Raw genomic sequence first — 21,891 nt, forward strand, 5'->3', positions numbered from 1 at the left:
GGTGCCTCCTTCCGCCTCGTGATCGAGGCGGCCCCATTGAAGCCCCGAGATGTACCTCGTCACATCCAACACGGATGGGACTTCGCCTTCCGCCTCGTGATCGAGGCGGCCCCATTGAAGCATCAACGAGCCAGCTCGCGAATAGCCTGCGCACCCTCCCTTCCGCCTCGTGATCGAGGCGGCCCCATTGAAGCCCGAGAACAGCGGCGGCTCCAGCTGCGCCGTTGGCGTCCTTCCGCCTCGTGATCGAGGCGGCCCCATTGAAGCAGCCTGGCGCTGCACGAACGCTCTGACACGATTCAGCCTTCCGCCTCGTGCTCGAGGCGGCCCCATTGAAGCCACGTCCCCGCCACGGGCGACGGCGCGAGCTCGATCCTTCCGCCTCGTGCTCGAGGCGGCCCCATTGAAGCAACTCCTGCGTGGCCTTGGTGAGTTCGTCCTTCCACCCCTTCCGCCTCGAGCTCGAGGCGGCCCCATTGAAGCGTGCAAACACACTTCGGGCCGGGTGGGCTCACCCAGTACCTTCCGCCTCGTGAGCGAGGCGGCCCCATTGAAACCGCAGAGCGATGTATGCGACGGGCCATCGTCAGTCGACGCGCATGCCGGTCATCATCGATCCGAGCGCCACGAAACGACCCCGTTGTTCCACGCCTTCGTGCCGTCGCTCGCGCAAGCGGAGCAACTGAGCACGCCGTGAGGGCTCGATACCCGTAGCGTCCATGATAATCTCGATCCCCTCCGCCCCCATGACGACCACCTCGGTGGATGCGAAGCCTGCGATTCGGGCCCGGTGGACGCAGATGCTGCTCGAGGGTCTCGATGTCCGGCTCAGCGACGTCGAGCTCTCCTGCGTGCGCCCACGCCTCGAGCCCGCCCGGCTCGCCTACATCCGGAGGCTCGACCCCCTCGAGTGGCTCGACATCGAGACCCACATCCACGTGCTCGATGCTCTCTACTGGGGCCTCGGCAAGCCGCGCTACGTCGCATACTACCGGGAGACTGCGCGCAGGATCCTGCACTCGCGCCTGCTGAAGACGGTCGCGGTGGCCGGTGCCCGCGTGTTCGGCCGCGCCGCGCTGGTGCGCGCGTTCCCCCGCGGATGGAACCTCGTGATTCGCGACTGCGGCATCCTCGAGGTCGCCCGGGACGATGCCCGTGGCATCACCGAGATCGTGCTGCGCGAGATGCCGCCCGTCGTTGCACGCTCCGAGGCCATTCGCCTCGCCACCGCGTCATCGATCGCCGCCGCGATCGACATCGCGGGCTACCTGGGCAAGGTCAAGGTCGATCCCGGCCCCGTCCGTGATCGCACGTTCGTGTTCCGCATCAGCCTGGTCGTCGAGCCACCAACGCCGTGAACGAGCGAAAAGCCGAGCCCAGCCGGTTCAGTCGGGGTGTGGGGCCTTGCAGAAACCCGGGCGGCTGTTGGTGCAGTTGAATGCGGACCACTCGCCCTGGGTGTTGATGCCCACGCAATTGGAGCCGAGATTCTCGCCAGGTGGTACGCCGTTGGTCCAGTTGGTGTAGCCGACCGGCGAGCCATCGACCCAGGTGAACACGGTCTCGTTGCCGATGTCGTTGAGCCCGATCCAGGTGGCGCCGCCGGGGACCATCAGCGCGAGGAACAGGTTCTCCTCGGCGTCGTGAATGCTGGCGAGGTTGGCCCCAAAGCTCGAGCACTGTGGCTGCAGATCGGTCCAGCGACCGCCACCGCACACCCAGTAGGCGTACCCCTGGCGCTGGAGGAGCGTGCAGCCGCTGCACTCCTCGTTGAGCGGCGACCACTCGTCGATCAAGCCGTCACCGTCGTTGTCGATGCCGTCGCACTCTTCCGTTGGCAGCGGATCGCCCGAAGAGCTCGAGCCGGCGGTGGTGCCGGTCGTGCTCCCGCCGTCGCTCGAGCTCGAGCCTCCGCTCGTGCTCGAAGAGCCCGTGCTCGAAGCACCCGTGCTCTCGTCCTCCACCTCGATGCACTGACCCACCAGCGCAGGCGCGGCGAAGCGACCGAAGCGCAGGCCGGAGGGGCAGCGCTCGTCGGGGTGCGCGCAGTAGCCGGGGGCGACGCAGCGGCCGTCGCGCTCGGGCGACTGACACTGCACGTCTTCCTCGCAGGCGAACGGCGCGCGATCGATGCACGCCGAGAGCACTCCAAGGGCGCACACGAGCAAGACGCGACCCATCGCAGCCAGCCCGTTGGTAGCAGGCCTCGCCCGGCGGCGCCAGCATTCACCGCTCGTGGCCGCCGTAACGGACCTCGCGAAACGAGCACGAGAATTCCGTGGACGAGCGCCGGGCTGCGGCGACTTGGCGGGTGTGAGACGGATGGAGACGAACGGGCGCGAGCGCGCGCCGCTGAGGGGGGCCGGGGTGCTCGCCATGGCCGCGCTGCTGACGACGGGCTGCTACGACGGGCTGTCGAGCTTCGCAGGGGCGGACGACGACGGCGAGACGGCAGGCCCCCACGGCGATTCCCACGATGGGGGCGACGACTCGGGCGAGCCCGCGGGCTGCGATGGCGGGGCGCCGATGGCCGCACCCCGACCGCTGCGGCGTCTGAGCCCGGCGCAGTACCAGAACACCATGCGCGATCTCCTGGGGGACCCCGGGTTCGTCGCCGAGTACGACGCCACCGAGCCGCTCATCACGGAGCGCGCGGTGCGACAGCTGCGTGACGGGGCCGAGCTGGCGCTCGGTCGCCGGGCGGAGTGGACCAACCCCGTGTTCCCTTGCGACATCGAGGGGCCCTCCGACGATGCGTGCGCCGAGGCGCTCATCGCCTCGCTCGCACCACGGGCGTTCCGGCGGCCGCTGGTCGACGAGGAGCAGCAGTGGCTCGAGGGCGTGTACCTCGATGCTCGCGCCGAGCTCGGCTTCACCGACTCGATGGAGGTGCTCGCCGCCACCGTGCTGCAGGCGCCCGCGCTGCTCTACCTGGGTGAGGAGGGCACCGCGGTCGTCGATGCTCCGCAGACGCTGCGTCGCCTCACCGATCACGAGCTGGCCAGCCGCCTGAGCTACTTCCTGTGGGACACGATGCCCGACGACGCGCTGCGGCAGACGGCCGACGCAGGCGAGCTCCACACCGACGAGGGCCTGCGCGCGCAGACCGAGCGAATGCTCGAGGACCCGCGCGCCCGCGGTAGGCTCGCGCGCCTGTTGTGGAGCTGGATGCAGCTCGACGGCGGCATGCTGCACTTCTCGCTCGAGGAGGCCGACAAGCGGGCCGACCTCTACCCCGAGTACGGCCCCGCGCTGCAGGAGGCGATGCGGATCGAGCTCGAGGCGTTCGTCGACGACGTGCTGCAGGGCGACGCCAGCTTCGAGCGCCTGATGACCAGCACCCGGGCCTACGTCAACGGGCCGCTCGCGGCGCTCTATGGCGTGGAGGGCGGGTCCGCTGGCGAGGACGAGTGGGCGTGGGTGGAGCTGCCCGCCACGCAGCGGGCCGGGGTGCTCACCCGCGCTGCGTTCCTCTCGGTGTTCTCGAACACCGCAGCGCAGTCGCCGATCCGCCGGGGCACGTTCACGCTCGAGGAGGTCCTGTGCTTTCCGCTCGGCGACCCGCCCCCCGATGTCGACGACACCCCGATCGACGGCGGCGAGCAGCCCGGGGGCAGCGAGGTGTTGACCGTGCGCGAGGCCACCGAGGCCCGCACGGGCGAGGCGGCGTGTCGCGGCTGCCACAGCGTGATCAACCCGGTGGGCTACGCGTTCGAGCACTACGACGCGATCGGCCGCTGGCAAGACGAGGAGCTCGTCAGCGGCCTGCCCGTGGACGCCAGCGGGCTGCTGCAGGGCAGCGACGTCGACGGACCCGTGCACGGTGCGGTGGAGCTGAGCCAGACCCTGGCCGGCAGCGCGCAGGTGCGGGCCTGCTTCGCCGAGCGCTGGCTCGAGGAGGCGCTCGGCGGCGAGCTCGGAGCGCTCGACGAGTGCGCGAGGGATCGCGTGGTCGATGCGTTCACGGCCAGCGGCGACATGCGCGAGCTGGTCACCGCCATCGTGCTCAGCGACGGCTTCCGCCACGTGAACCTGGCCGAGGGCGAGTAGGCCGCCAACTACGAGGAGACCACGACCATGCTCAAGTCATCTCTCAAGCACTCGGGACGTCGAGCCTTCTTGCGGGGCGCAGGTGGAGCCGCGCTCGCGCTGCCGCTGCTCGAGTACACCCATGGCCACGCGTGGGCGGCCGACGGCGAGTCCGCGCTGCGGTTCCTCACCGTGTTCACCCACGGCGGGACGATCTCCAACATGAACAAGACCACCCGCTACGACGGGACCGGGGCGCAACACGGGGAGGACCTGTGGCGGCCCGCCGACCCGAGCAGCGAGGCGCTGGTGCTGGGACCGATCCACCAGCCGCTCGAGGCCTGGCGCGACAAGCTCGTGGTGATCGAGGGCATCGACAACAAGTCGGCGATCAGCCAGGACCAGTATGGCCTGGGCGCGCACGGGATCTCCAACGGCTCGGTGCTCACGGCCCAGTCGGTGACGGAGACCGGAGGCGCCTCGCTGGCGCAGGGGCCCAGCATCGATCACGTGCTGGCGCAGCGGCTGGCGGCGCGACAGCCGGTGCCGTTCGACGCGATCCATCTCAAGGTGGCCGGGCACCAGTACGGCACGCCGTACTTCTCGGGGTCGCAGCAGGCGGTCTCGGGCGAGAGCAGCCCCAAGGCGGCGTTCAACGCGATCTTCGACGGCGTGAGCGGGGGGCAGCCCGACCCCGAGATCGTGCTGCGCAACACCAAGCGCGGCTCGGTGCTCGACGGGTTGATGGAGGGCTACGGCAGCTTCCACGGACGCGTGAGCGCGCGCGACCGCCATGTGATCGAGGCGCATCTCGATCACCTCGCGGCGCTCGAGCAGCAGCTGCAGGATCCGGTGATCTGCAACCCGCCGCAGGGCATCGAGGCCGACGGCGGTCCCGGAGACGTGGTGGGGCCGCTGATGGCCGACATCATCGTGGCCGCGATCCGCTGTGGGCTGACCAACGTGGCCAACCTGGAGATCGCCGACATCCTCACGCCGTGGACCAGCGCGGGGGCGCTCGAGGGCAACCTGGGGCTCGACTTCGCGATCGGTCACGCGCTGCACCACCAGGCCCGCGACATCGGGCCGACCGGGCCGCTGTCGGCCCTCTACGACGACTGGATGGCCTACACGCTCGAGAACCGACGCTGGCGCATGAGCCTGATCGCACGGCTGCTCGAGGGGTTGGACGACCCCGATTTCATGGAGGGCGACGCAACGGTGCTCGACAACAGCCTGCTCTTGTGCACCAGCGAGTTCAGCAACGGGTCGCGGCACAGCGCGTGGAACCTGCCCGTGCTGCTGGCGGGCGGAGCAGGCGGGGTGCTGCCGACGGGGCGGTTCATCACGTACAACCAGCACGCGCAGGGGAACCCGCAGACCTTGCAGTACACGAGCGACGAGTCGATCCACAACCTCTATACGTCGATCCTGCAGGCATTCGGCGAGAGCGACGGGCACTTCGGCAACGATGCGGCGCAGCACCAGGGGCCGCTGCCGGGGCTTCTCGGGTAAGCAACTCAGAAGCGCAGGACGAGGCCGCCCGAGCCCGGGCGCAGGGCGACCCGGTCGGTACGCACGCGACGGGCGACCACCGCCCAGCGAACCGCTCCGCCCACCACCAGCGTACCGCCCGCGATCATCAAGGACAGACCCACGCGGCTGAGCGCGTACGCCCGGTCGATGTGATCGCCATAGGTCGCGACGTCATGGGCCTGCCGGGCCGCGCGCTCGTCGAGGTGGGCTTGGCCGTAGAGTCCGCCGCCGATGGCCAGGACCGCCGCTCCGGTGCCCACGAGCGCGCCGCCCAGCGGATCGCGGGCCCACCGGGCCCGAGGCTCGGGCTCGTCGGTGGCCTCGGTGGCTGGAGGAGGAGTGGGCTCGGGCTCGGGTTCGGGCGCAGGCTTGGCTCGCTCCAATAGCGTCTCGCACTCGGCGATGTTGTCCTGCGCCGCGAGCGTGGCGGCACTCGAGGGAACCGCGGCGATGAACTCGCGGTAGTGCTCGATGGCCAGCTCGCAGCGCCCACCGAAGCGCTCGGCCTGGGCCTGGGCGTAGAGGTACTTGGGATCACCCTCGGCGGCGTAGGCCTCGGCTGCGGCTGTGGCGGCCTGATCGTAGTCTCCCGCCGCGAACGCGTCCTCGGCCCGCTGCGCGGCACTGCGCGGCGCGGTCGCGGCAAGCAGAAGCACGGCGAGCAGACCCGCGGGGCTCATGGCTGCGACCCCGGCGGATAGAGGGCGTTGCGATCGATGGTCGACGACGAGGTGGTCTTGGGCTTGCGGGGGCGTCGCTTCTTGCGCTTGGTCGACCGCACGGGCTCGGTGGGGCTCGCGGGCTCCGTCGCCGCTTCGGCGGGCTGGGCCGGCACGGCCTCGGGGGGCGTGGGCTCGGTCCCGGGGGTGGGATCAGACGTAGGCTCGGCGTGAGCCGAGCCCGCGGGCGCCAACGAGGTCGGCCTCGTCTCCACGGAGCGCGTCGTCATGGGCTCGCGCACGGCGGGCTCGTCTGCCGCAGAGTCGAGTCGAGGCCACAGCGCGATCGTCACCGCCACCGTCGCGGCCAGCCCGGCTCCCGCGAGCACCCACGGCAGGAGCACGCGCGGAGGCGAAGGCGCGGGCATGGCCGTGGCCGTGGGTTCGGGCAGCGTGCCGAGGTCGGTGTGCGGGTGGGCGGGCGCGCCGAACAGCTCCTTCATGTGCCGCGACAGCTCCACGGCAGAGAGTCGCAGGCCCTCGGCCTGGGCCACCGCCTCGAGCTCCACGTGCATCGCCTCGGCGGTGGGGTAGCGCTCGTCGGGCTCCTTGGCCAGCGCCCGCGCCACGATGCGCGCCAGCGCAGGCGGGTAGCTCGGGTCGATGTCCTGGGGCGGCACGTAGTCGACACGCGCGGTCCGACCCATCATCGCGAACTCGTTGGGAGCGTAGAACGCCCGCACCCCGGTGGTGGCCTCGTACAGCAGGATGCCGAGCGCGAACACGTCGCTGCGGCGGTCGATCCGCTCGCCGAAGCACTGCTCGGGCGACATGTAGCCCGCCTTGCCCTTGGTCTGCCCCTCGGCCGTCACCGACGTGCGTCCCGCCGCTCGCACGATGCCGAAGTCGGTGAGCTTGACGGCCCCCGTGTACGAGATCATCACGTTGGAGGGCGACACGTCGCGATGCACCAGGCCGAGCGGGCGACCGTCGGGGCCGAGCTGATCGTGGGCGTAGTGCAGCGCCGCGGCCACTCCCGTCACGATCGTGAGCGCACAGGCGCGCGGCAGCGGCAGCACGTCGTTGCGCCGCAGCACCTCGAGCAGGTTGGCCCCGTGCACGTACTCCATCGCGAAGAAGTACTCGCCGTCTTCCTCTCCGATGTCGGTGACGTGCACGATGTTGGGGTGATCGAGCGTGGCCGCGATGCGGGCCTCGGCCAGGAACATCTGCACGAACTGCGCGTCCTCGGCCAGGTGCGGCAGCACGCGCTTGAGCGCCACGATCTTCTCGAAGCCCTCGATGCCCGCTTGCCGGGCGATGTAGAGCTCGGCCATGCCCCCGACTGCGAGCCGCCGGATCAGCGAGTAACGCCCCATGCGGGTGCCGAACGGCAGGCCGCGCGCGCTCCGGCCGTTGGCGTCGTCCCCCACGGTCCCACCATAGCCAGCAGGCCACGGCGACTGCAAGCTAGCGTCGTGCGTTGGCGTTGGCGTTGGCGGTCAACGGTCCCAGCGAGCGCTGCCAGCCGTCGAGGTCGGCCATCAGCGACTCGCGCAGTCGCCCCGGCCGCGTCATCTCCAGCACCAGCTGGTGCACCTGCTCGCGCGCTCGGGCGAGCCGGCTGGTGATCGTGCTGGGGTTGGTCTCCAGCACTGCGCCGATCTCCGCCGTGGGCATGCCTTCCCAGTAGAACAGCTCCACCACGATCTGCAGATCGGTGGGCAGCTGGGTGAGCGCCATCAACAGCACCTTGTGCTCCTCGCGGCGGGCCGCGACCACGCTCAGCGAGGTTGCCACCCCCGGGGTCTCGGCGCCCGCGAAGCGCATCGCGTGCTCGTGGCGCCCTTGCTTGCGCAGCACCCGGAGCAGCTGGAGCCGGGCAATCCCGAACAGGTAGGCACGAAAGCCGGCCTCGGCGCGATAGCGCTCCACGCCCTCGACCGCGGCCAGGAACGTCTGCTGGGTGAGGTCCTCGGCGAGGTGGGTGACCTTGAGGTCGAAGAAGCGCCGCACGCTGGTGTAGTGGCGCTGAGTGAGCGCGTTGGCGGCTGCGGCATCGCCCGCCCGCCACGCCCGCAAGAGCTCGATGTCCGAGGCGGCACCGAGGCCGTTCACCACCGCGAAGCTACCATGGCCACACACGTGCGTGAACACAAGGACCGAGTCTTCGAACGGTGAATGAATAACGCGTCCGTGGGTACTCCCCCAACCGAGACGATGCGGCGGCCCGAAGGGCGGTCCAACGAGGAGGCGCTGCTGCGCCACGAAGGAGACACCGACATGACGCACTCATCCATCATCCGTTCGTCCGTGCGCCGAGCTGCGCTCGGTCTCACCGCTGCTGCCTTGCTCCTTGGGACCGCGTGCGACACCGAAGGCGAGTTCGATCTCGAGGCCCAGGCCGAGCTGGAGGACGCTGCCGATGCTCCCGGTCTCGCCCACGCGGCCGCAACGGACCTCGTGGCCGACGTGGACGCCCCCGTGACCGCGGCCACCACGGTGCACGAGTACGTGGGCGTCCATGGCTCCGGCTCGATCGCGGATGGCGACGTCGTCATGATCAAGAACTGGTGGCGAGGCTACCTGGGGTGTGCCGCAGACGGCGACGGCACCGTCGGCACGAGCAACCCCAGCGAGCTCGACTCGTACGCGTGGCTGGTCCACCGCACCGACATCGATGGTGACGGCACCGACGAGCTACAGTTCGAGCAGGTCGACGGTGCCGGCGGCACCGGGATCTACCTGAAGATGAACGGCGAGGGAGAGGTGTTCTGCGACATCATCACGGGCATTGGGGATGCCGCCGCATGGAACACCGGGGGGCTGTTCGTGAGCACCGGATTCTACAAGCGAGCCGCTCGGCAGCTCATCAACTTCAAGCACGACCTGTGCCTCCAGATCGACGGCAACGACGAAGGCGCCAGCGCGACCTGCAACGGCTTCATGCACAAGCTGTTCACCTTCGAGATCATCGCCCCGGCCTGAACGTCCGCGGGGCAAACAGAGTAGAGCTTTGCGGGGCAAGCTGTGCGCACCGCCTGCCCGCCGCGGCCGCGGGGCGGCCTCACCAACGCCCCCCTTTGGGGGGCAAGCTGTGCGCACCGCTAGCCCGCAGCGGCCGCGGGGCGAGCAGAGTAGAGCGCCCCGGTCGGCCTCACCAACGCCCCCCTTTGGGGGGCAAGCTGTGCGCACCGCTAGCCCGCAGCGGCCGCGGGGGGCTAAAACTAAATCTCGAGCCCCTTCTGCGCGCAGATGTCCTGCAGCTTGGTCTTGTCCGCGCCCTTGAGGCGCTTGAGCACCCACTGCGCCTTGCTCTTGTCCTTGAGCCGGCAGGCCGCGGGGCCCATCACCCACAGCGCGTCGCTCGAGGGCTTGGCCCCGTACGACTGCTTGGCCAGGCGGTAGGCCGCGGACGGATCGGTGAACTGCTTGTCGCGGGCCTCTTGCAGCGCGGCCGCGGCGTCCACGGTGGGCTTGGGCTCGCTGGGCTGCTTGGGCTGCTTGGGCTTGGGCTGCTTGGGTCGCGGCTGCTTGGGTCGCGGATCTTCTCCGGCCGAGTCGTCGATCACCTCGACCGAGCCGTCGTCGGCCGCGCCGTCGTCCTCGACCGGCTCGCCGTCGTCGACCACGGCCACGTCGTCACCAGCATCGGCCGCTCCATCGTCGGCCGGAACGGGCGTGCCGCCTTCGGCCGCGGTGGGCGAGCCGCCGTCGTCCGCAGCGGGCGTGCCACCACCGTCGGCGGTGGGATCGGGCGGAGGCGTGACCGCCTTGGCCGGCTCGCCCGACTGGCCCTTCTTGTCGCCAGCCGCAACCCCGCCGGTGTCGTCACCCTTTTGCGTGATCACCCAGAAGACCGCCAGCGCCACCACGCCCAGCACCACGATGGCGAGGAACACGTAGAGGCCGGTCTTCTTGTTGCCCTCGGGCTCCGCGTAGCCGGGATGGTAGTGGCCGGCCGGGATGGGGCCGGAGTCGACGACCCCCATGCCGCCCATGCGCTGCGGCGGCGTGATCGGCTGCTGCCCCGATTGCAGCGCGGCGATCTCCTCGGGCGACAGCCGCGGCAGATCGGCGCTCGAGCTGACCAACATCGGCTCCATCGTCGCGCCGTCGTTGGCGGCACCGCCCGTGCGGAAGTTCAGCGGGCTCTTGTCGACGTCCTCGGTGATGGCGAGGTGGTAGTCGCCGATCTCCACGACGTCGCCCTCGCGGAGCTTGGTGCGCCCCTCGATGCGATCGTTGTTGACCTTGATGCCGTTGTAGCTGCCAAGGTCTTCGATGACCCAACCATCGGACTCGGGGAACAGCCGGGCGTGTCGCCGAGAGACGTTCTTCTCGGTGAGCTGGATCGTGTTGCCTTGCTGCCGGCCGATCGTGATGGCGTCGCTCGCAAGCGGCACCACGGTCGTGGAACCCTCGTCGTCCTCGATAATCAGGCGGAGGGACATCAAGAACCCGAGGTTAGGAAGCAGCGCCGAAACCTGTCAAGACGGCCCGAGCGGAGGAGAGAACGCCGATTCCCCCTTGGGCCGCCCTGGGGCCGGATCGTTCGGGTTCATACCCTCGAATTCCTCGCTCTGGGAGGCGCGATCCGTACCTCCGACCAGGGCGCTCCGTGCGGTCAGGAGTCGTGATACAGGATACACGCTCACACCTTCTGCGTGGAGCTCGGGAAGGCGCCGGGTGAGGACCTCCACCACCTCGGCGGAGGGGTGGGCGATGGCAATCACGGGAGCCTCCCGGCTGCGCCGGGCGGCTTCGTCGAGCGCGGCCTCGATGGCAGCGGCCGAGGGGTCGTGGTCGAGGAAGACGTCGCGAGACGAGGTGGGCACCCCGTGCGCGCGAGCGACCGCCTCGGCCTCGGTGGCCGCGATGGTGCGCGAGTCGACGAAGAACAGCGTGCGATCGTGGAGAACGGCCATCACCTCCCCCATCGCGGCCGCGTCGGGGGTGAGGGCCGAGCCCATGTGGTTGTTGACACCGGCCGCAGCGGGTACTGCGGCCAGCGCGTCCTCGACCTTGGCCCGAAGGGTTACGGGATCGTCGGTGCGCAGCAGGAAGACCTCGCGGGCTTCGTCGCCTTGGTGCATCTGGGTCGGATCGAGCGGCTCCATGGGCAGGTGCAGCATGATCTCGCGCGGTCGACGACGGTCGCCTCGCAGCCGCAGCTGGACCCCCGATGCATAGATCGAGCCGGGCAGCACGCTGAACGTGAGCGGGAAGCGTAGCGCGAGCAGCTGCTCGAACAGGTGCAGCTCGCGACCCACGTCGTCGATGACGATGGCGAGATGACCGCTGGCCTCGCTCCAGGGCAGCACGCGATCGCCATGCTCGCGCTGCCACTGCTTGGTGTCGCGAACGACGAGCTCGGTGGTGCGCTGCATGACCGCGGCCTCTTCCTCGGTGACCATCGGCGGCTCGGGCGGAGGCGGGGCACCGAGCATCAGCGCGCCGCACAGGGCGAGCCAGCCGACCAAGCTCCACGGAGGGCGCCCCGCGGAGCTTCGCGGGCGCCCCTCGGCCTGGGGTCGGGGCGGACGATCCCGCACGCGCGCAGCCTAGCAGGCCGCCGCGCGGAAGGGCGAACGATGGGCAAACGCGAGCCCCCTACGATCCATCGCGCCCGGAACTTCCCGAGAGGAGCGCTGTCGGGGCGTGCTGGAAACCAAAGCCGCCATGCCCGTGTCCACGCTCGCCCTGCTCACCACCCTGGCCGTCGTGCCGCCTCCGACCCTGCCGCTCCAGCGCGTGCGGCTGTACGAGACCGGGGTCGGCTACTTCGAGCGCCGCGGCAACGTGGGGGCGAGCGAGTCGCTGGCGCTGCCCGTGCCTTCTTCGCACATCGACGATGCGCTCAAGTCCTTGGTGGTGCTCGAGGCCACCACCGGCGTGCGAATCGAGGGAGTGCAGTGGGGCAGCTCGGTCAGCGAGGGCATGGCCCGGGCGATGGCGGGGCTGCCGACCGACAGCGAGGAGCCGCTGGCCTACGACGACCTGCTGGTGAGCCTCAAGGGCTCGCGGGTGCAGGTGCAGACCGACGCGGGCAAGATCCGCGGGCGCTTCATCGATCTCGAGGGGCCGTTCTTCTTGGAGCCAGCCAAGCCGCTGCCGCGCGCCCCGAACGATCTGAGCCAGAAGGCGCTGCAGGGCGAGCCGCACTACGTGTTGATCCTGCTCGACGAGGACGATGCGGTCCGACGCGTCACCACCGACCGCGTCGAGGCGATCCGCGTGCTCGACGAGGGCACGGCCACGCGGCTCGACGTGGCCGCCACCGCGCTCTCGGATCAGAACGCCCGGCAGACGGCCGAGCTGCGGGTGCAGACGAGCGCCCCGGGGCGGCTGGGGCTGGGCTACATCTCCGAGGCGCCAGTGTGGCGCACCACCTACCGCGTGGTGATGGAATCGAGCGGCGATCAGGGGCAGCTACAAGCGTGGGCGCTGGTGCACAACGACTCCGACGAGGACTGGCGGGCGGTCTCGGTGGAGCTGGCCAACGGGCGACCGGCTTCGTTCCTGCACCCGCTGGCCGCCCCGCGCTACGCCGCGCGCGAGCTGGTGGCTCCGCCCGAGGATCTGTCGACCGTGCCCCAGCTGGCCAACCAAACCGCCGACTCGATGTGGGGCGATGGCTACGGTGAGTACTGGGGCGTGGGCGGGCTGGGCCTCGTCGGCCATGGTGGCGGCGGCGGCGGTCGGGGCGAGGGCGCGATCGGCAGCGGTCTGGTGGGCACCATCGTAGGCGAGGCGGGCGGAGAGCTGGGTGATCTGGCCGAGCTGGCCCAGGCCGACGGCACCGAGTCCGGCGCGCTGTTCCTCTACCGGGTGGCCGACCCCATCGATCTGGGGGCGCATCACTCGGCGCTCTTGCCGATCGTTCAACAGCCGATCGAGGTCGAGTCGATCACGTTCTTCGGGGTCGACGACTGGGATGGCCTGAGCGCGGCGCGGATCGTCAACACCACCAGCCAGACGCTGCCGCCGGGGGTGGTGTCGTTCTTCGCCGATGGTGGCTTCGTGGGCGAGTCGGTGCTCGATCGCCTCAAGCCCAAGGAGCGGCGCTTCGTGGCCTACGGGTCCGAGCTCGACGTGGAGCTCGACCGCGAGCGGGAGACGCTGGGCGAGCAGGTCATGTGGCTGCGCTGGAACGAGGAGACGAGCGCGATCGAGGAGCGCTACGTGCTCGAGTCGGAGATCCGGCTGCACCTCGAGAACCGCAGCGGGCGGGCGCGGCGGGTCTACGCCGCGCTCGACGTGCCGCGCCACTCCGAGCTGCGCGGCGACGCCGGCGTGCAGCTCGACTTCGACCTGGCCACCGAGACGCCGCTGGTGGCAACCCTGGTGGAGCCGGGGGCCGCGGTCGATCACGAGCTCGTCGCCAAGTCGATCGAGCACCGCACCCACAGCAGGCTCGGCCCCGCGACCCTGCGGGCCTTGCTCGAGCGGCCGGGACTGCCGCAGGAGCAGCGCGAGCTGCTGGCCACGGCGCTCGAGCACGCCCGGCGACGGGTCGAGCTGCTCGGTGCGGCGGAGGCCAACGAAGCCGCGATGACCGAGCTGGAGAGCGATCTGACGCGCCTGCGCGAGGATCTCTCGGCGCTGGGCAAGGCGCGTGTGCGCAGCCGAGCCCGCAACGCGCTCACCCGCGAGCTGCTCGACAAGGAAGCCGAGATCGACGTGCGCAGAGCCGAGGCGGCCGAGCTGCGTGACGAGGCCATGAAGGCGCGTCAGGCCAAGCGAGCCGTCCTCGCCAAGCTCGCACCACCCAAGGCTACAAGGGTGGCGCGGTCGCGCTGAGCCGAGGGACGAGCGCGTCGTGGTCCCGCGGCGAGACTACGCGGTGAGCTTGTCGAGGTACTGGGGCAGCATCTCGCGCCACGTGGGCCAGTCGTGGTCATGGTCCTTGCCCCACAGGTCCACGCGGTTGGGCACGCCACGGCTGCCCAGCACGTGGGCCGTTCGCCATGACTCACCGGGCGACTCCCAGCGGCCCTCGCCGGTCGCGAGGATCACGAAGCGCTCGCGAAGCTTCTCGAGGTGCAGCCCCTCGCCCATGTGCGGCAGGAAGTGCAGCGGCGACGAGTAGTGGAAGTCGAGCGTGTGCTGACCGGTCATCCAGCGCGACAGATCGTAGGTGCCGCTCATGCACACGGCGGCCTTGAACACGTCGGGGTGGCGGCAGATCGCGGCGAAGGCGTTGAAGGCACCGATCGACGCGCCCGCCGTGATGATCTCGATCTCGGACGAGCGGCAGTCCTGACGGATGGCCGGTACCACCTCCTTGATCACGAACGAGTCGAATGCGTTCTGCACCCGCGCTCGATGGGCGCCCGGGCTCTCGCCGTCGGTCCACGTGCGGCCGGCCACGCTGTCGCAGGTGTAGATCTTGATGCGGCCGGCCTCGAGCAGCGGCATCAACACCTTGATCATCAAGAAGCGCTCGCACTCCTCGGCGTCGCCACCGGCGGTGGGGAACAGCAGCACGGGCTGACCAAAGTGGCCCCAGCGGCAGACGAGGACCTCGGTGTTCAGGCGGGGGGAGTACCAGCGGGAGGACAGCTTCACGGTGTTCGGGCTCCGAATCGGGCGCGGAACCGTGACAGGGACGCCGGGGCGTGTCCAGACCGATCGGACGGGAGATCGCTGGGCGTTGGCCGTGGACTTGCGTGCGGGTTCGAATTGCCAGGATTTACCGGCTATTCTGGCGGGCAGTCGTGCCCGGGCCGGTCCCCATCCTCTACCAGGGGTCGTCGCTGTTGGTGGTGGCCAAGCCCGCGGGAGTGCCCACCGAGCCCACGCGGGATCCATCGCGACCGAGCGTGGTGTCGATTCTACGGGCGGAGCTGGGGCTTCCGGCCGACGCATTCTTGCAGGTGCCGCATCGGCTGGATCTCGACACCTCCGGGGTGCTGCTGCTGGCGCGCGATCGCAGGACCCTGGTCGCGCTGGGCGAGGCATTCAGCTCACGGGCGGTGCACAAGGTCTATCTCGCGCTGGTGCACGGCGCTCCCGAGCCCGAGCAGGGACGGTGGGAATCGTTCCTCGGGCAGGTGGAGCGGTCGGCTCGGCACACGCGTTGGGGATCGGTGCGCGCGGGGGGCAAGAAGGCGATCACGGAGTATCGCGTGCTGCGGCGCGACCCAGGTTCCGGGGGCGTTCCCGGGGAGAGCCCGGGGGAAGGGCGCTCGCTGATCGAGTGCCGGCCGAGGACCGGGCGCACGCATCAGCTGCGGGTGCACCTCTCCGAGGCTGGGTGTCCGATCGTGGGTGACGAGCGCTACGGGGCGCCCGCGGGGGAGCATGCCCGGGTGGGACGGTTCATGCTGCACGCGTGGCGGGTGGTGGTGCCGGCCGTGGGCGACGAGCCGGGCGGGTGCTTCGAGCGGGAGCCCGAGGTGGGTTTTGGGGCGGTGCCCATGACCCGCCCTGGGGACGATGAGCGCCCTGATCCTCACCGCACCCCGAACACGTAGTCGTGGTCGTAGGTCCGCACGTAGAGCTCCCCGCCCTTCTCCAAGATCACCTCCGGCCCGCTCTTGATCTTCTGCTTCTCCACCACCTCGCCGGTCTTCATGTCGAGTACGAACAAGAAATCGGGCTCGGCGGTGAAGCCATAGCCGGTGATGATCCAGCCGTCGCGCAGCAGGAAGTCCTGCACGTTGCACACCAGCGGCTCGCTCTGCCACAACAGCTCCCCGCTTCGTAGCTCGAGCGCGGTGATGAACGCATTGAGCCCGCCGGTGCTGCTGGCGTAGGTCATGTGGTAGGTGCACACAAAGAGCACGCCCTCGTGCAGCCCGGCCCAGTGCACCTCCTGTTGGTGGGGCCAGGCCGAGAAATCGAGCGCACCGAGGGAATCGCCGGCGTCGTCGAACACCACCACCTGCCGACTCCCGACACCGAAACGGTCGGAGTAGATCGCGATCGAGTGACCATCGCCGCGGATCGCCTCCACGATCGAGTGACCCCGGTAGTTCTCGGGGATCTGCGGGGGCAAGGCCCCGCCCGCGCTCGGCAGCTCCCAGGTTGGCAGCGAGAGCCCATGCGCGAAGAACCAGGCGTCGGTGTCGATGATCGCGTTGCGCTTGGCCGAGCGCTGCTCCAGCCGCGGGCGGGGACCCTGCCGCGGCACGGGAGCCTCGGCGCGCACGGTGTGGGCGAACGGGGGGATCGGCACCGCGCGCGCCTCTGGCTCGGGACGCGACGCGGCCAGCGGCCCTTCGGGCAGCGGTCCGCCTTCGGCCGGCAGCGAAGGAGCGAGACGCTCCGTCAGCTCGCGCTCGAGCAGTTCCGCTTCGCGCTGTCTCTCCTCGAGCGTGCGCTCGAGCTCCTCCATCTCGCGCTGCGCCTCGGCCTGCGCTTCCTCCATCGCGCGCCGGGCTTCTTCCTCGGCCTCGGCCGCACGACCCCACGGGGTCCACGCGCGTCGGCGCCGTGGCGACTCCGCGTCGGTGTCGGCCGGCTCGCGCTCCTCGGGCTGGGCCTCGACCCGTGGCGCCGGCGTGGCCTCGGTCGGGGGCTCGCGCTCGCAGGCCAGCACCACGAGTCCCGCCCACGCACCCACCACCCATGAGCACCGTCGCACCGGGGCAGCGTCGCAGCCCCACCCGGCTCCGTCAAAGGGCAACTCCGCCCTCGCGCCGTCGGCGCAGGGTGAAGGGACCGAGAAAATTTCCGAGCCCCATGATCGTTCGCCCGGGTCCCGGCACTATCGACCCGTAGCCATGCCTTCGTTCCGCGCCAGCTCCCTCCTCGCCGCCCCGCTCGCCCTGGCTGCCCTCGCGGCCCTCGCCCCCCGTCCGGCCGACGCATGCGGCGGGACCTTCTGCGACTCGGGTCCGCAGTCGATGCCCGTCGACCAGAGCGGCGAGAGCATCCTGTTCGTGATGGACGAGGGCTGGGTCGAGGCCCACGTGCAGATCGAGTACGAGGGCGACCCCGAGCAGTTCGCGTGGATCGTGCCGATCATGGCCGAGCCCGAGATCACGGTGGGCTCGCAGGAGCTGTTCGACCGCATGCTCGCGAGCACGGTCCCCACGTTCACGCTCAACACCACGTTCGAGGGCGACTGCAGCGACGATCGCCCCAGCGGCTTCGGCTGTTCCTCGGTCGACTTGGCCCTCTCCGACGGCGAGGGCTTCATCGACGAGGCGCCCCCCAACGGCTCCAACCAGCCCCATGTGGCCGCACGAGCGGTGGTGGGCGCGTTCGAGTACGCGGTGCTCCAGGGCGGCACCGCCGAGGGCGTGGGCCAGTGGCTCGACGACAACGGCTACGCCCGCGACGACGACGCTCCCGAGGTGCTGCAGACCTACCTCGACGAGGGCTTCTTGTTCGTGGCGTTCAAGCTGCGCTCGGGCGTGGGAGTCGATCACATCCACCCCGTGGTGCTGCGCTACCAGGGCACCGAGCCGTGCATCCCGCTCCGGCTCACCCGGATCGCCGCGGTCGAGGACATGAAGGTCCGCGCGTTCTTCCTGGGCGACCAGCGCGTGGTGTCCAGCAACTACCGCCACGTGGAGATCAACCCGCTCAAGCTCGACTGGCTCGGTCTCGGGGCCAACTACGACGAGCTGGTGGGCGAGGCGATCGACGAGGAGGGCGCCAACGGTCGCGCGTTCGTGACCGAGTATGCGGGGCCCTCGTCCATCATCACCCGGGCGGGCCTGAAGTCACCCGCGTGGGACGGCAGCGCGTTCCTCGACGTCACCGACGACACGCTCGAGACCGTGCTCAATGCTCAGGGGTTCATCTCGTGCGGCGACGTGCTCGACGACTTCGGCAACCCGATCGACTCTCAGTGCGGGCCCACGCACTCGCTCATCATGCCGCTGGTCGGCACGTACATGCCGCCGCCCGACGGCGTGGCGCTCGAGGACTTCTTCGAGTGCCCCAGCTGCTTCGATGCCGACGAGTCCACCTGGGATCGCGCCGGCTTCGCCGAGGCGTTCGAGGAGCAGATCGTCGAGCCCGCGCAGCACGCCTTCGACGTGCTGGGGAGGAACGGCTACCTCACCCGGCTCTACACCATGATCTCGCCGGGAGAGATGACCACCGACCCGCTGTTCCACGAGCGCGACGACCTGCCCACCGTCAGCAACCAGTGGAGCGCCACTCGGGTGTTCCACTGCGAGGACAACGATCGCATCGACCTGGACGGTGGGCTGACGATCTACCTCGACGACCAGGACCAGCCGCCCGAGTTTCCCGAGATGAGCGCCGCCGGTCGCATCGACGAGTTCTCGATGCCCGGGGTGGCCCCGATGGAGCTGCTGAGCTTCGACGACAGCGAGACCCGGCTCGACGAGTGGAACGAGCTCCACGGCCCACGCAACGGCGGCTGCGAGTGCCGGGTGGACTCCCGCAAGGCTCGCGGCGCGGGGTGGCTGGGACTGTTGTTGCTGCTGGGAGTACGGGCCCGCGGCCGCCGGCGTTAGGCTGGGCTGGCCTCGACGCGCGGATCGAGGCTTCCGTCGGGCAGCGGGGCTGCAATGCTAGGTTGCAGGCGGGTGCCACCCGGCAATGATCCACCCCCGCCGTGCTTCCACGAGTTCGACGCGATTGAGACGAAGCGCGCCGACTGTCGCCCGACCGATCGCCGTCTTGCCCAGGATCGCGTCTCCCTCCACGCTCCATTCGAAGTGCTCCGTCCAGCGTTGTCGTCGCGGGTCGAAGAGGCGCACCACGGTTCCCGTAATGGGGTCGGCAGCGGCGATCCGGCTGCCCTTGTGATCATTGCACATCGAGCACGCAAGCCAGAGGTTCTCCCTGGTGGTCGGTCCGCCCAGCGACTCGGGAACGATGTGATCGATCTCCATGGGCGCACCAACGATGCGCGCCGACGTGAGGCAGTATCCACATCGACGGCGTGCATCCGTGGATACCTGCTCGCGGAGTGACTTTGGGATGTAGCTACGGCTCATCCTCGTCGCACAGCCCCGAGACATCGTGCCCGCGTTGCTTGAGCAGCGCGGCCGCGCGCGAGCGAACCAGCATGATTCGCGTGTGCTCCTTCATGAGCGTGGCAAGCGCCTCGATCTCCGAGACGGAGAGCCCTTCGCGCTGGCGCTTGAGGTGGAGCTCCTCGATGGTCGAGGCCTTCTCGGGTGCAATGCCATGGCGGGCTGCCCGCCATAGCTCCTCGTCACCGAGCAAGTGCAACGCATCGACGGCTTCGGCAAGATCGGCGGGTAGCTCGTCGGGCTCCTCGACTACGGAAGCCACTGCCTCGACGAGCTCCGCCTCGACCGTGCGGTGCGTCCTGATCGCGCGCTGCGCCAAACGCTCGTAGAGCGGACCTGGGAGACTCACGGTAACGGCGTGGGCAGCCACCATCGAAGCGTAGTGCGCGTTCGTGCTCGAGTGCAAGGCCAACGAAACGGACGCGCGCGAGGAGTTCGCCCTACGACTCGATACCACCCTCGCCGAGAGCGATCGAATGGGTCTACGGGTCGTGGTCGAGTTCCACCGTCACCTCGGCGTCGTCGGCGAGTGACGGATCGCCTCCTCGGGTTCATGCTCTTGCTACCCCGGGGCTCGTCCCCGCGCACGGGAGGCCACATGAACGTCGTCATCTTCGGTGCCAGTGGAATGATCGGCATGGGCGTGCTGCTCGAGTTGCTCGATCGAACCGAGATCACCCGGGTGCTGAGCGTGGGACGTCGTCGCATCGCGGTCGATCACCCCCGGGCCGAAGCCGAGCTCGAGCAGATCGTCCACGAGGACTTCGAGGACTTCGAGCCGCTCGCGAGCGCCTTCGAAGGTCTCGATGCGTGCCTGTGGTGCCTGGGCACCGCGTCGGGCGGCATGGACGAGGCCACGTACACGCGCATCACCCATGACTTCACGATGGCGGCCGCGAAGGTCCTCCACGCGCGCAGCCCCGGCCTGCGCTTTTGCTTCGTGTCGGGGGCGGGCACCGACGACACCGAGCAGGGCCGCGCCATGTGGGCGCGGGTCAAGGGCAAGACCGAGAATGCGCTGCGCCGGGTGGGCTTTGGCGACGTCGTGCTGTTTCGGCCCGCCTTCATTCGCCCGATGCGCGGCACCAGCCCCCGTGGGGCGCTCTACCGCACGATGTACGCGGTGATGGGCGTGTTCTACCCGCTGCTGCGAGCGTTTGGGGGCGCGACCTCCACCGTGGAAGTGGGGCGGGCGATGATCGCCGCGGCCATGGGCAAGGCCGAGGCGAAGGTGCTCGACTCGCGGGCGATCAACGCGCTGGCGGCCACGCTGCCGAGCGCGTGACCGCCCGGCGGCCCTCACTTGGGCGAAGGCAGCGTGTCGTACTGGTAGCCCAGGGCCTGGTAGTCGAACATCTCGGAGGCCAGCACCTCGGGCCACACGAACAGCGAGCCCCGGTGCGTTTCCGGGTACCCGGGGTTGCCGTGGTCGACCGCCGCCTCGCCGCCCTTGGCGAGGTTGGCCTGCTGCCACGCGGCCCACAGGCGATCGACCTGGGCGTGGTGAATGAAGAACAGCGGGTCGTTGGGGCTGCCCGAGGACTCGTACATGTCGGCGCCGATGAAGATGTGGCCGCTGCTGTGCGTCGCGCAGCCCACCGCCACGCAGGTCATGTTGGTGTCGTCGTTGTCGTAGCCCTCGAGGTATTGGCGAAACGACACGTCCTCCTCGGTGTTGCACGAGTCGTAGGGCGCGGCATCGTAGGTCGGGCGCGCGAACATGGCGTCGATCTCGGCCTGGCCGGCCACGGTCGGGATGAGATCCTCGCAGCCCACCTGCCGATGCAAGGGGCGCGGCTGGTTGCAGACGATCGCGTCGGGCACGAACATGGTGTTGCCCTGCGTGGTGATGTTGAGCTGGAAGCCCTGATCGGTGAGGTAGCCCTCGACCTGCCGCGCGTCGTCGTTGCAGCTGCCTCCCGTGCCCAGGAACTCGCGCTGGAAGATCGGCGCGCAGGTCTTGGGATCGCCGTCGGCGTGGCAATCGGTCCAGTCCCAGTAGGGCAGGGTGAACTCTGGATCGCCGATCGCCTCGGCCAGGTCGGCCTCGACCCGCAAGAGCAAATACCGGTGCCAGGGCAGGAATTGCGGCCCCATGTGCGACATCGAGTGGTGGGCCTCCACCGGGGTCCCCATGGACATGAACGCGTTCATGTGGGCCTCGACGTAGTAGTCGTAGAGGTTGCGCTCGTACTGGGGCTGGCCGACGGGACCGCAGATGCTGTCGTAGTTGGCCCGCGAGGAGCCGGGGCTTCCGCTGCCGGTGGTGACCTTCTTGAGGGCCACGAACGCATCGACGACCTTCTTCTTCTCGGCGTCGCTGAGCGAGGAGTACGAGCGACGGACCTTGGCCTTGGCCGGAGGCTTGGCGGGAATGCCCCAGCGCGCAGCGCCGGCGGTTCCGGGCCCGGGGACGCCGTCGTGATTGCCGATCATGCCGTCCATGACCTTGCACAGCACGTCGTGCTTGGTCTCGTTGCTCCAGTCATAGAAGCCCTGCTCGAGCTCGGCGACCTTCTCCCCCACCTTCTCCTTGGTGGCGTCGATCTTCTCCCCCACCTTCTCCTTGGTGGCGTCGATCTTCTGCGAGCCCTGCTCCTTCTTCTGGGACACGGCATCCTGGTCACCGCAAGCGCCGAACAGGAGGCAAGCGAGCCCGAGGAGCGACCGACCGATGAGACCTGCGTTGGACATGGGGG

Annotated in this window: 20 protein-coding genes and 1 CRISPR repeat array (1 of these 21 cut by a window edge); of the genes, 9 read left to right on the forward strand and 11 right to left on the reverse strand. The window is 69.7% G+C overall.

All coding sequences use genetic code 11. The annotated features are described in order from the left end of the window. Positions 1-557: direct repeats of the CRISPR family, unit length 36 nt; unit sequence CCTTCCGCCTCGTGATCGAGGCGGCCCCATTGAAGC; it begins 65 nt to the left of the window's first position. A gap of 189 nt (positions 558-746) precedes the next feature. After that, positions 747-1,358, forward strand: coding sequence for a hypothetical protein (locus OEB96_RS45635; protein WP_266223304.1), 612 nt, complete (start codon positions 747-749; stop codon positions 1,356-1,358). 27 nt (positions 1,359-1,385) lie between these two features. Here the strand turns inward: OEB96_RS45635 and OEB96_RS45640 are convergent, their stop codons facing one another. Beyond that, a complete protein-coding gene (locus OEB96_RS45640; protein WP_266223305.1) occupies positions 1,386-2,180 on the reverse strand; it encodes a C-type lectin domain-containing protein in 795 nt (264 codons plus the stop codon). A gap of 142 nt (positions 2,181-2,322) precedes the next feature. Here OEB96_RS45640 and OEB96_RS45645 point away from each other — a divergent pair, with 142 nt between their 5' ends. Both OEB96_RS45645 and OEB96_RS45650 read left to right on the forward strand, forming a co-directional pair. Next, on the forward strand, positions 2,323-4,050 hold the full coding sequence (locus tag OEB96_RS45645) for a DUF1592 domain-containing protein (protein ID WP_266223306.1): 1,728 nt from the start codon (positions 2,323-2,325) through the stop codon (positions 4,048-4,050). 27 nt (positions 4,051-4,077) lie between these two features. After that, on the forward strand, positions 4,078-5,544 hold the full coding sequence (locus OEB96_RS45650; protein ID WP_266223307.1) for a DUF1552 domain-containing protein: 1,467 nt from the start codon (positions 4,078-4,080) through the stop codon (positions 5,542-5,544). A gap of 5 nt (positions 5,545-5,549) precedes the next feature. On the opposite strand, the gene OEB96_RS45655 is transcribed toward OEB96_RS45650, so the two are convergent. The 3 genes from OEB96_RS45655 to OEB96_RS45665 are packed head-to-tail and all read right to left on the reverse strand — an operon-like array spanning position 5,550 to position 8,342. Further along, positions 5,550-6,245 carry a hypothetical protein gene (locus OEB96_RS45655; RefSeq protein ID WP_266223308.1) on the reverse strand — a complete coding sequence of 232 codons (696 nt, stop codon included), beginning with the start codon at positions 6,243-6,245 and terminating at the stop codon, positions 5,550-5,552. Beyond that, positions 6,242-7,657: a serine/threonine-protein kinase gene (locus tag OEB96_RS45660; protein ID WP_266223309.1), complete on the reverse strand. Its 1,416-nt coding sequence runs from the start codon at positions 7,655-7,657 to the stop codon at positions 6,242-6,244. Before OEB96_RS45660 ends, OEB96_RS45655 begins: the two co-directional genes overlap by 4 nt. Positions 7,658-7,694: 37 nt before the next feature. Continuing rightward, entirely contained in the window at positions 7,695-8,342 is a 648-nt protein-coding gene (locus tag OEB96_RS45665) for an RNA polymerase sigma factor (RefSeq protein WP_266223310.1), read from the reverse strand. 78 nt (positions 8,343-8,420) lie between these two features. Here OEB96_RS45665 and OEB96_RS45670 point away from each other — a divergent pair, with 78 nt between their 5' ends. Further along, positions 8,421-9,212 carry a hypothetical protein gene (locus OEB96_RS45670; RefSeq protein ID WP_266223311.1) on the forward strand — a complete coding sequence of 264 codons (792 nt, stop codon included), beginning with the start codon at positions 8,421-8,423 and terminating at the stop codon, positions 9,210-9,212. A gap of 239 nt (positions 9,213-9,451) precedes the next feature. On the opposite strand, the gene OEB96_RS45675 is transcribed toward OEB96_RS45670, so the two are convergent. Beyond that, positions 9,452-10,678: an FHA domain-containing protein gene (locus OEB96_RS45675; protein ID WP_266223312.1), complete on the reverse strand. Its 1,227-nt coding sequence runs from the start codon at positions 10,676-10,678 to the stop codon at positions 9,452-9,454. A 36-nt stretch (positions 10,679-10,714) separates the two neighbouring features. Beyond that, positions 10,715-11,779, reverse strand: a complete 1,065-nt coding sequence (locus tag OEB96_RS45680) for a divergent polysaccharide deacetylase family protein (protein ID WP_266223313.1) — start codon at positions 11,777-11,779, stop codon at positions 10,715-10,717. A gap of 127 nt (positions 11,780-11,906) precedes the next feature. Between OEB96_RS45680 and OEB96_RS45685 the strand changes: the two genes are divergently transcribed. Next, the gene (locus OEB96_RS45685) at positions 11,907-14,027 is read left to right on the forward strand and encodes a hypothetical protein (protein WP_266223314.1); all 2,121 of its coding nucleotides are present in this window, start codon (positions 11,907-11,909) and stop codon (positions 14,025-14,027) included. A gap of 36 nt (positions 14,028-14,063) precedes the next feature. Here OEB96_RS45685 and OEB96_RS45690 read toward each other — a convergent pair whose 3' ends face one another. Next, on the reverse strand, positions 14,064-14,795 hold the full coding sequence (locus OEB96_RS45690) for an esterase family protein (protein ID WP_266223315.1): 732 nt from the start codon (positions 14,793-14,795) through the stop codon (positions 14,064-14,066). 149 nt (positions 14,796-14,944) lie between these two features. Here OEB96_RS45690 and OEB96_RS45695 point away from each other — a divergent pair, with 149 nt between their 5' ends. Then, the gene (locus OEB96_RS45695; RefSeq protein ID WP_266223316.1) at positions 14,945-15,703 is read left to right on the forward strand and encodes an RluA family pseudouridine synthase; all 759 of its coding nucleotides are present in this window, start codon (positions 14,945-14,947) and stop codon (positions 15,701-15,703) included. Here the strand turns inward: OEB96_RS45695 and OEB96_RS45700 are convergent. Then, on the reverse strand, positions 15,682-16,815 hold the full coding sequence (locus OEB96_RS45700) for a hypothetical protein (protein ID WP_266223317.1): 1,134 nt from the start codon (positions 16,813-16,815) through the stop codon (positions 15,682-15,684). The genes OEB96_RS45695 and OEB96_RS45700 overlap by 22 nt on opposite strands. 139 nt (positions 16,816-16,954) lie before the next feature. On the opposite strand from OEB96_RS45700, the gene OEB96_RS45705 reads away from it, so the two are divergent. After that, positions 16,955-18,667 carry a DUF2330 domain-containing protein gene (locus OEB96_RS45705; RefSeq protein ID WP_266223318.1) on the forward strand — a complete coding sequence of 571 codons (1,713 nt, stop codon included), beginning with the start codon at positions 16,955-16,957 and terminating at the stop codon, positions 18,665-18,667. Positions 18,668-18,724: 57 nt separating this feature from the next. Here OEB96_RS45705 and OEB96_RS45710 read toward each other — a convergent pair whose 3' ends face one another. Further along, a complete protein-coding gene (locus tag OEB96_RS45710; RefSeq protein ID WP_323137509.1) occupies positions 18,725-19,177 on the reverse strand; it encodes an HNH endonuclease in 453 nt (150 codons plus the stop codon). Further along, complete coding sequence (locus tag OEB96_RS45715; protein WP_266223320.1) at positions 19,143-19,541, reverse strand: hypothetical protein; 399 nt, start codon at positions 19,539-19,541, stop codon at positions 19,143-19,145. The genes OEB96_RS45710 and OEB96_RS45715 overlap by 35 nt, the downstream gene beginning before the upstream one ends. Before the next feature lie 43 nt (positions 19,542-19,584). On the opposite strand from OEB96_RS45715, the gene OEB96_RS45720 reads away from it, so the two are divergent. Beyond that, positions 19,585-19,725: a hypothetical protein gene (locus OEB96_RS45720; protein WP_266223321.1), complete on the forward strand. Its 141-nt coding sequence runs from the start codon at positions 19,585-19,587 to the stop codon at positions 19,723-19,725. Between the two features lie 65 nt (positions 19,726-19,790). Continuing rightward, positions 19,791-20,477, forward strand: a complete 687-nt coding sequence (locus tag OEB96_RS45725) for an NAD(P)H-binding protein (RefSeq protein WP_266223322.1) — start codon at positions 19,791-19,793, stop codon at positions 20,475-20,477. 14 nt (positions 20,478-20,491) lie between these two features. Here the strand turns inward: OEB96_RS45725 and OEB96_RS45730 are convergent, their stop codons facing one another. Then, entirely contained in the window at positions 20,492-21,886 is a 1,395-nt protein-coding gene (locus OEB96_RS45730) for a tyrosinase family protein (RefSeq protein WP_266223323.1), read from the reverse strand. Between the last annotated feature and the right edge of the window lie 5 nt (positions 21,887-21,891).

The organism is Paraliomyxa miuraensis, assembly GCF_026337845.1.
Classification (GTDB): Bacteria; Myxococcota_A; Polyangia; order Nannocystales; family Nannocystaceae; genus Paraliomyxa; species Paraliomyxa miuraensis.

Bases quoted from the DNA above. Each gene is read 5' to 3' on its own strand.
- OEB96_RS45675 (WP_266223312.1), bottom strand. From the start codon at position 10,678: ATGTCCCTCCGCCTGATTATCGAGGACGACGAGGGTTCCACGACCGTG.
- OEB96_RS45635 (WP_266223304.1), top strand. From the start codon at position 747: ATGACGACCACCTCGGTGGATGCGAAGCCTGCGATTCGGGCCCGGTGG.
- OEB96_RS45650 (WP_266223307.1), top strand. From the start codon at position 4,078: ATGCTCAAGTCATCTCTCAAGCACTCGGGACGTCGAGCCTTCTTGCGG.
- OEB96_RS45655 (WP_266223308.1), bottom strand. From the start codon at position 6,245: ATGAGCCCCGCGGGTCTGCTCGCCGTGCTTCTGCTTGCCGCGACCGCG.
- OEB96_RS45710 (WP_323137509.1), bottom strand. From the start codon at position 19,177: ATGTCTCGGGGCTGTGCGACGAGGATGAGCCGTAGCTACATCCCAAAG.
- OEB96_RS45725 (WP_266223322.1), top strand. From the start codon at position 19,791: ATGAACGTCGTCATCTTCGGTGCCAGTGGAATGATCGGCATGGGCGTG.
- OEB96_RS45730 (WP_266223323.1), bottom strand. From the start codon at position 21,886: ATGTCCAACGCAGGTCTCATCGGTCGGTCGCTCCTCGGGCTCGCTTGC.
- OEB96_RS45645 (WP_266223306.1), top strand. From the start codon at position 2,323: ATGGAGACGAACGGGCGCGAGCGCGCGCCGCTGAGGGGGGCCGGGGTG.
- OEB96_RS45705 (WP_266223318.1), top strand. From the start codon at position 16,955: ATGCCTTCGTTCCGCGCCAGCTCCCTCCTCGCCGCCCCGCTCGCCCTG.
- OEB96_RS45685 (WP_266223314.1), top strand. From the start codon at position 11,907: ATGCCCGTGTCCACGCTCGCCCTGCTCACCACCCTGGCCGTCGTGCCG.
- OEB96_RS45640 (WP_266223305.1), bottom strand. From the start codon at position 2,180: ATGGGTCGCGTCTTGCTCGTGTGCGCCCTTGGAGTGCTCTCGGCGTGC.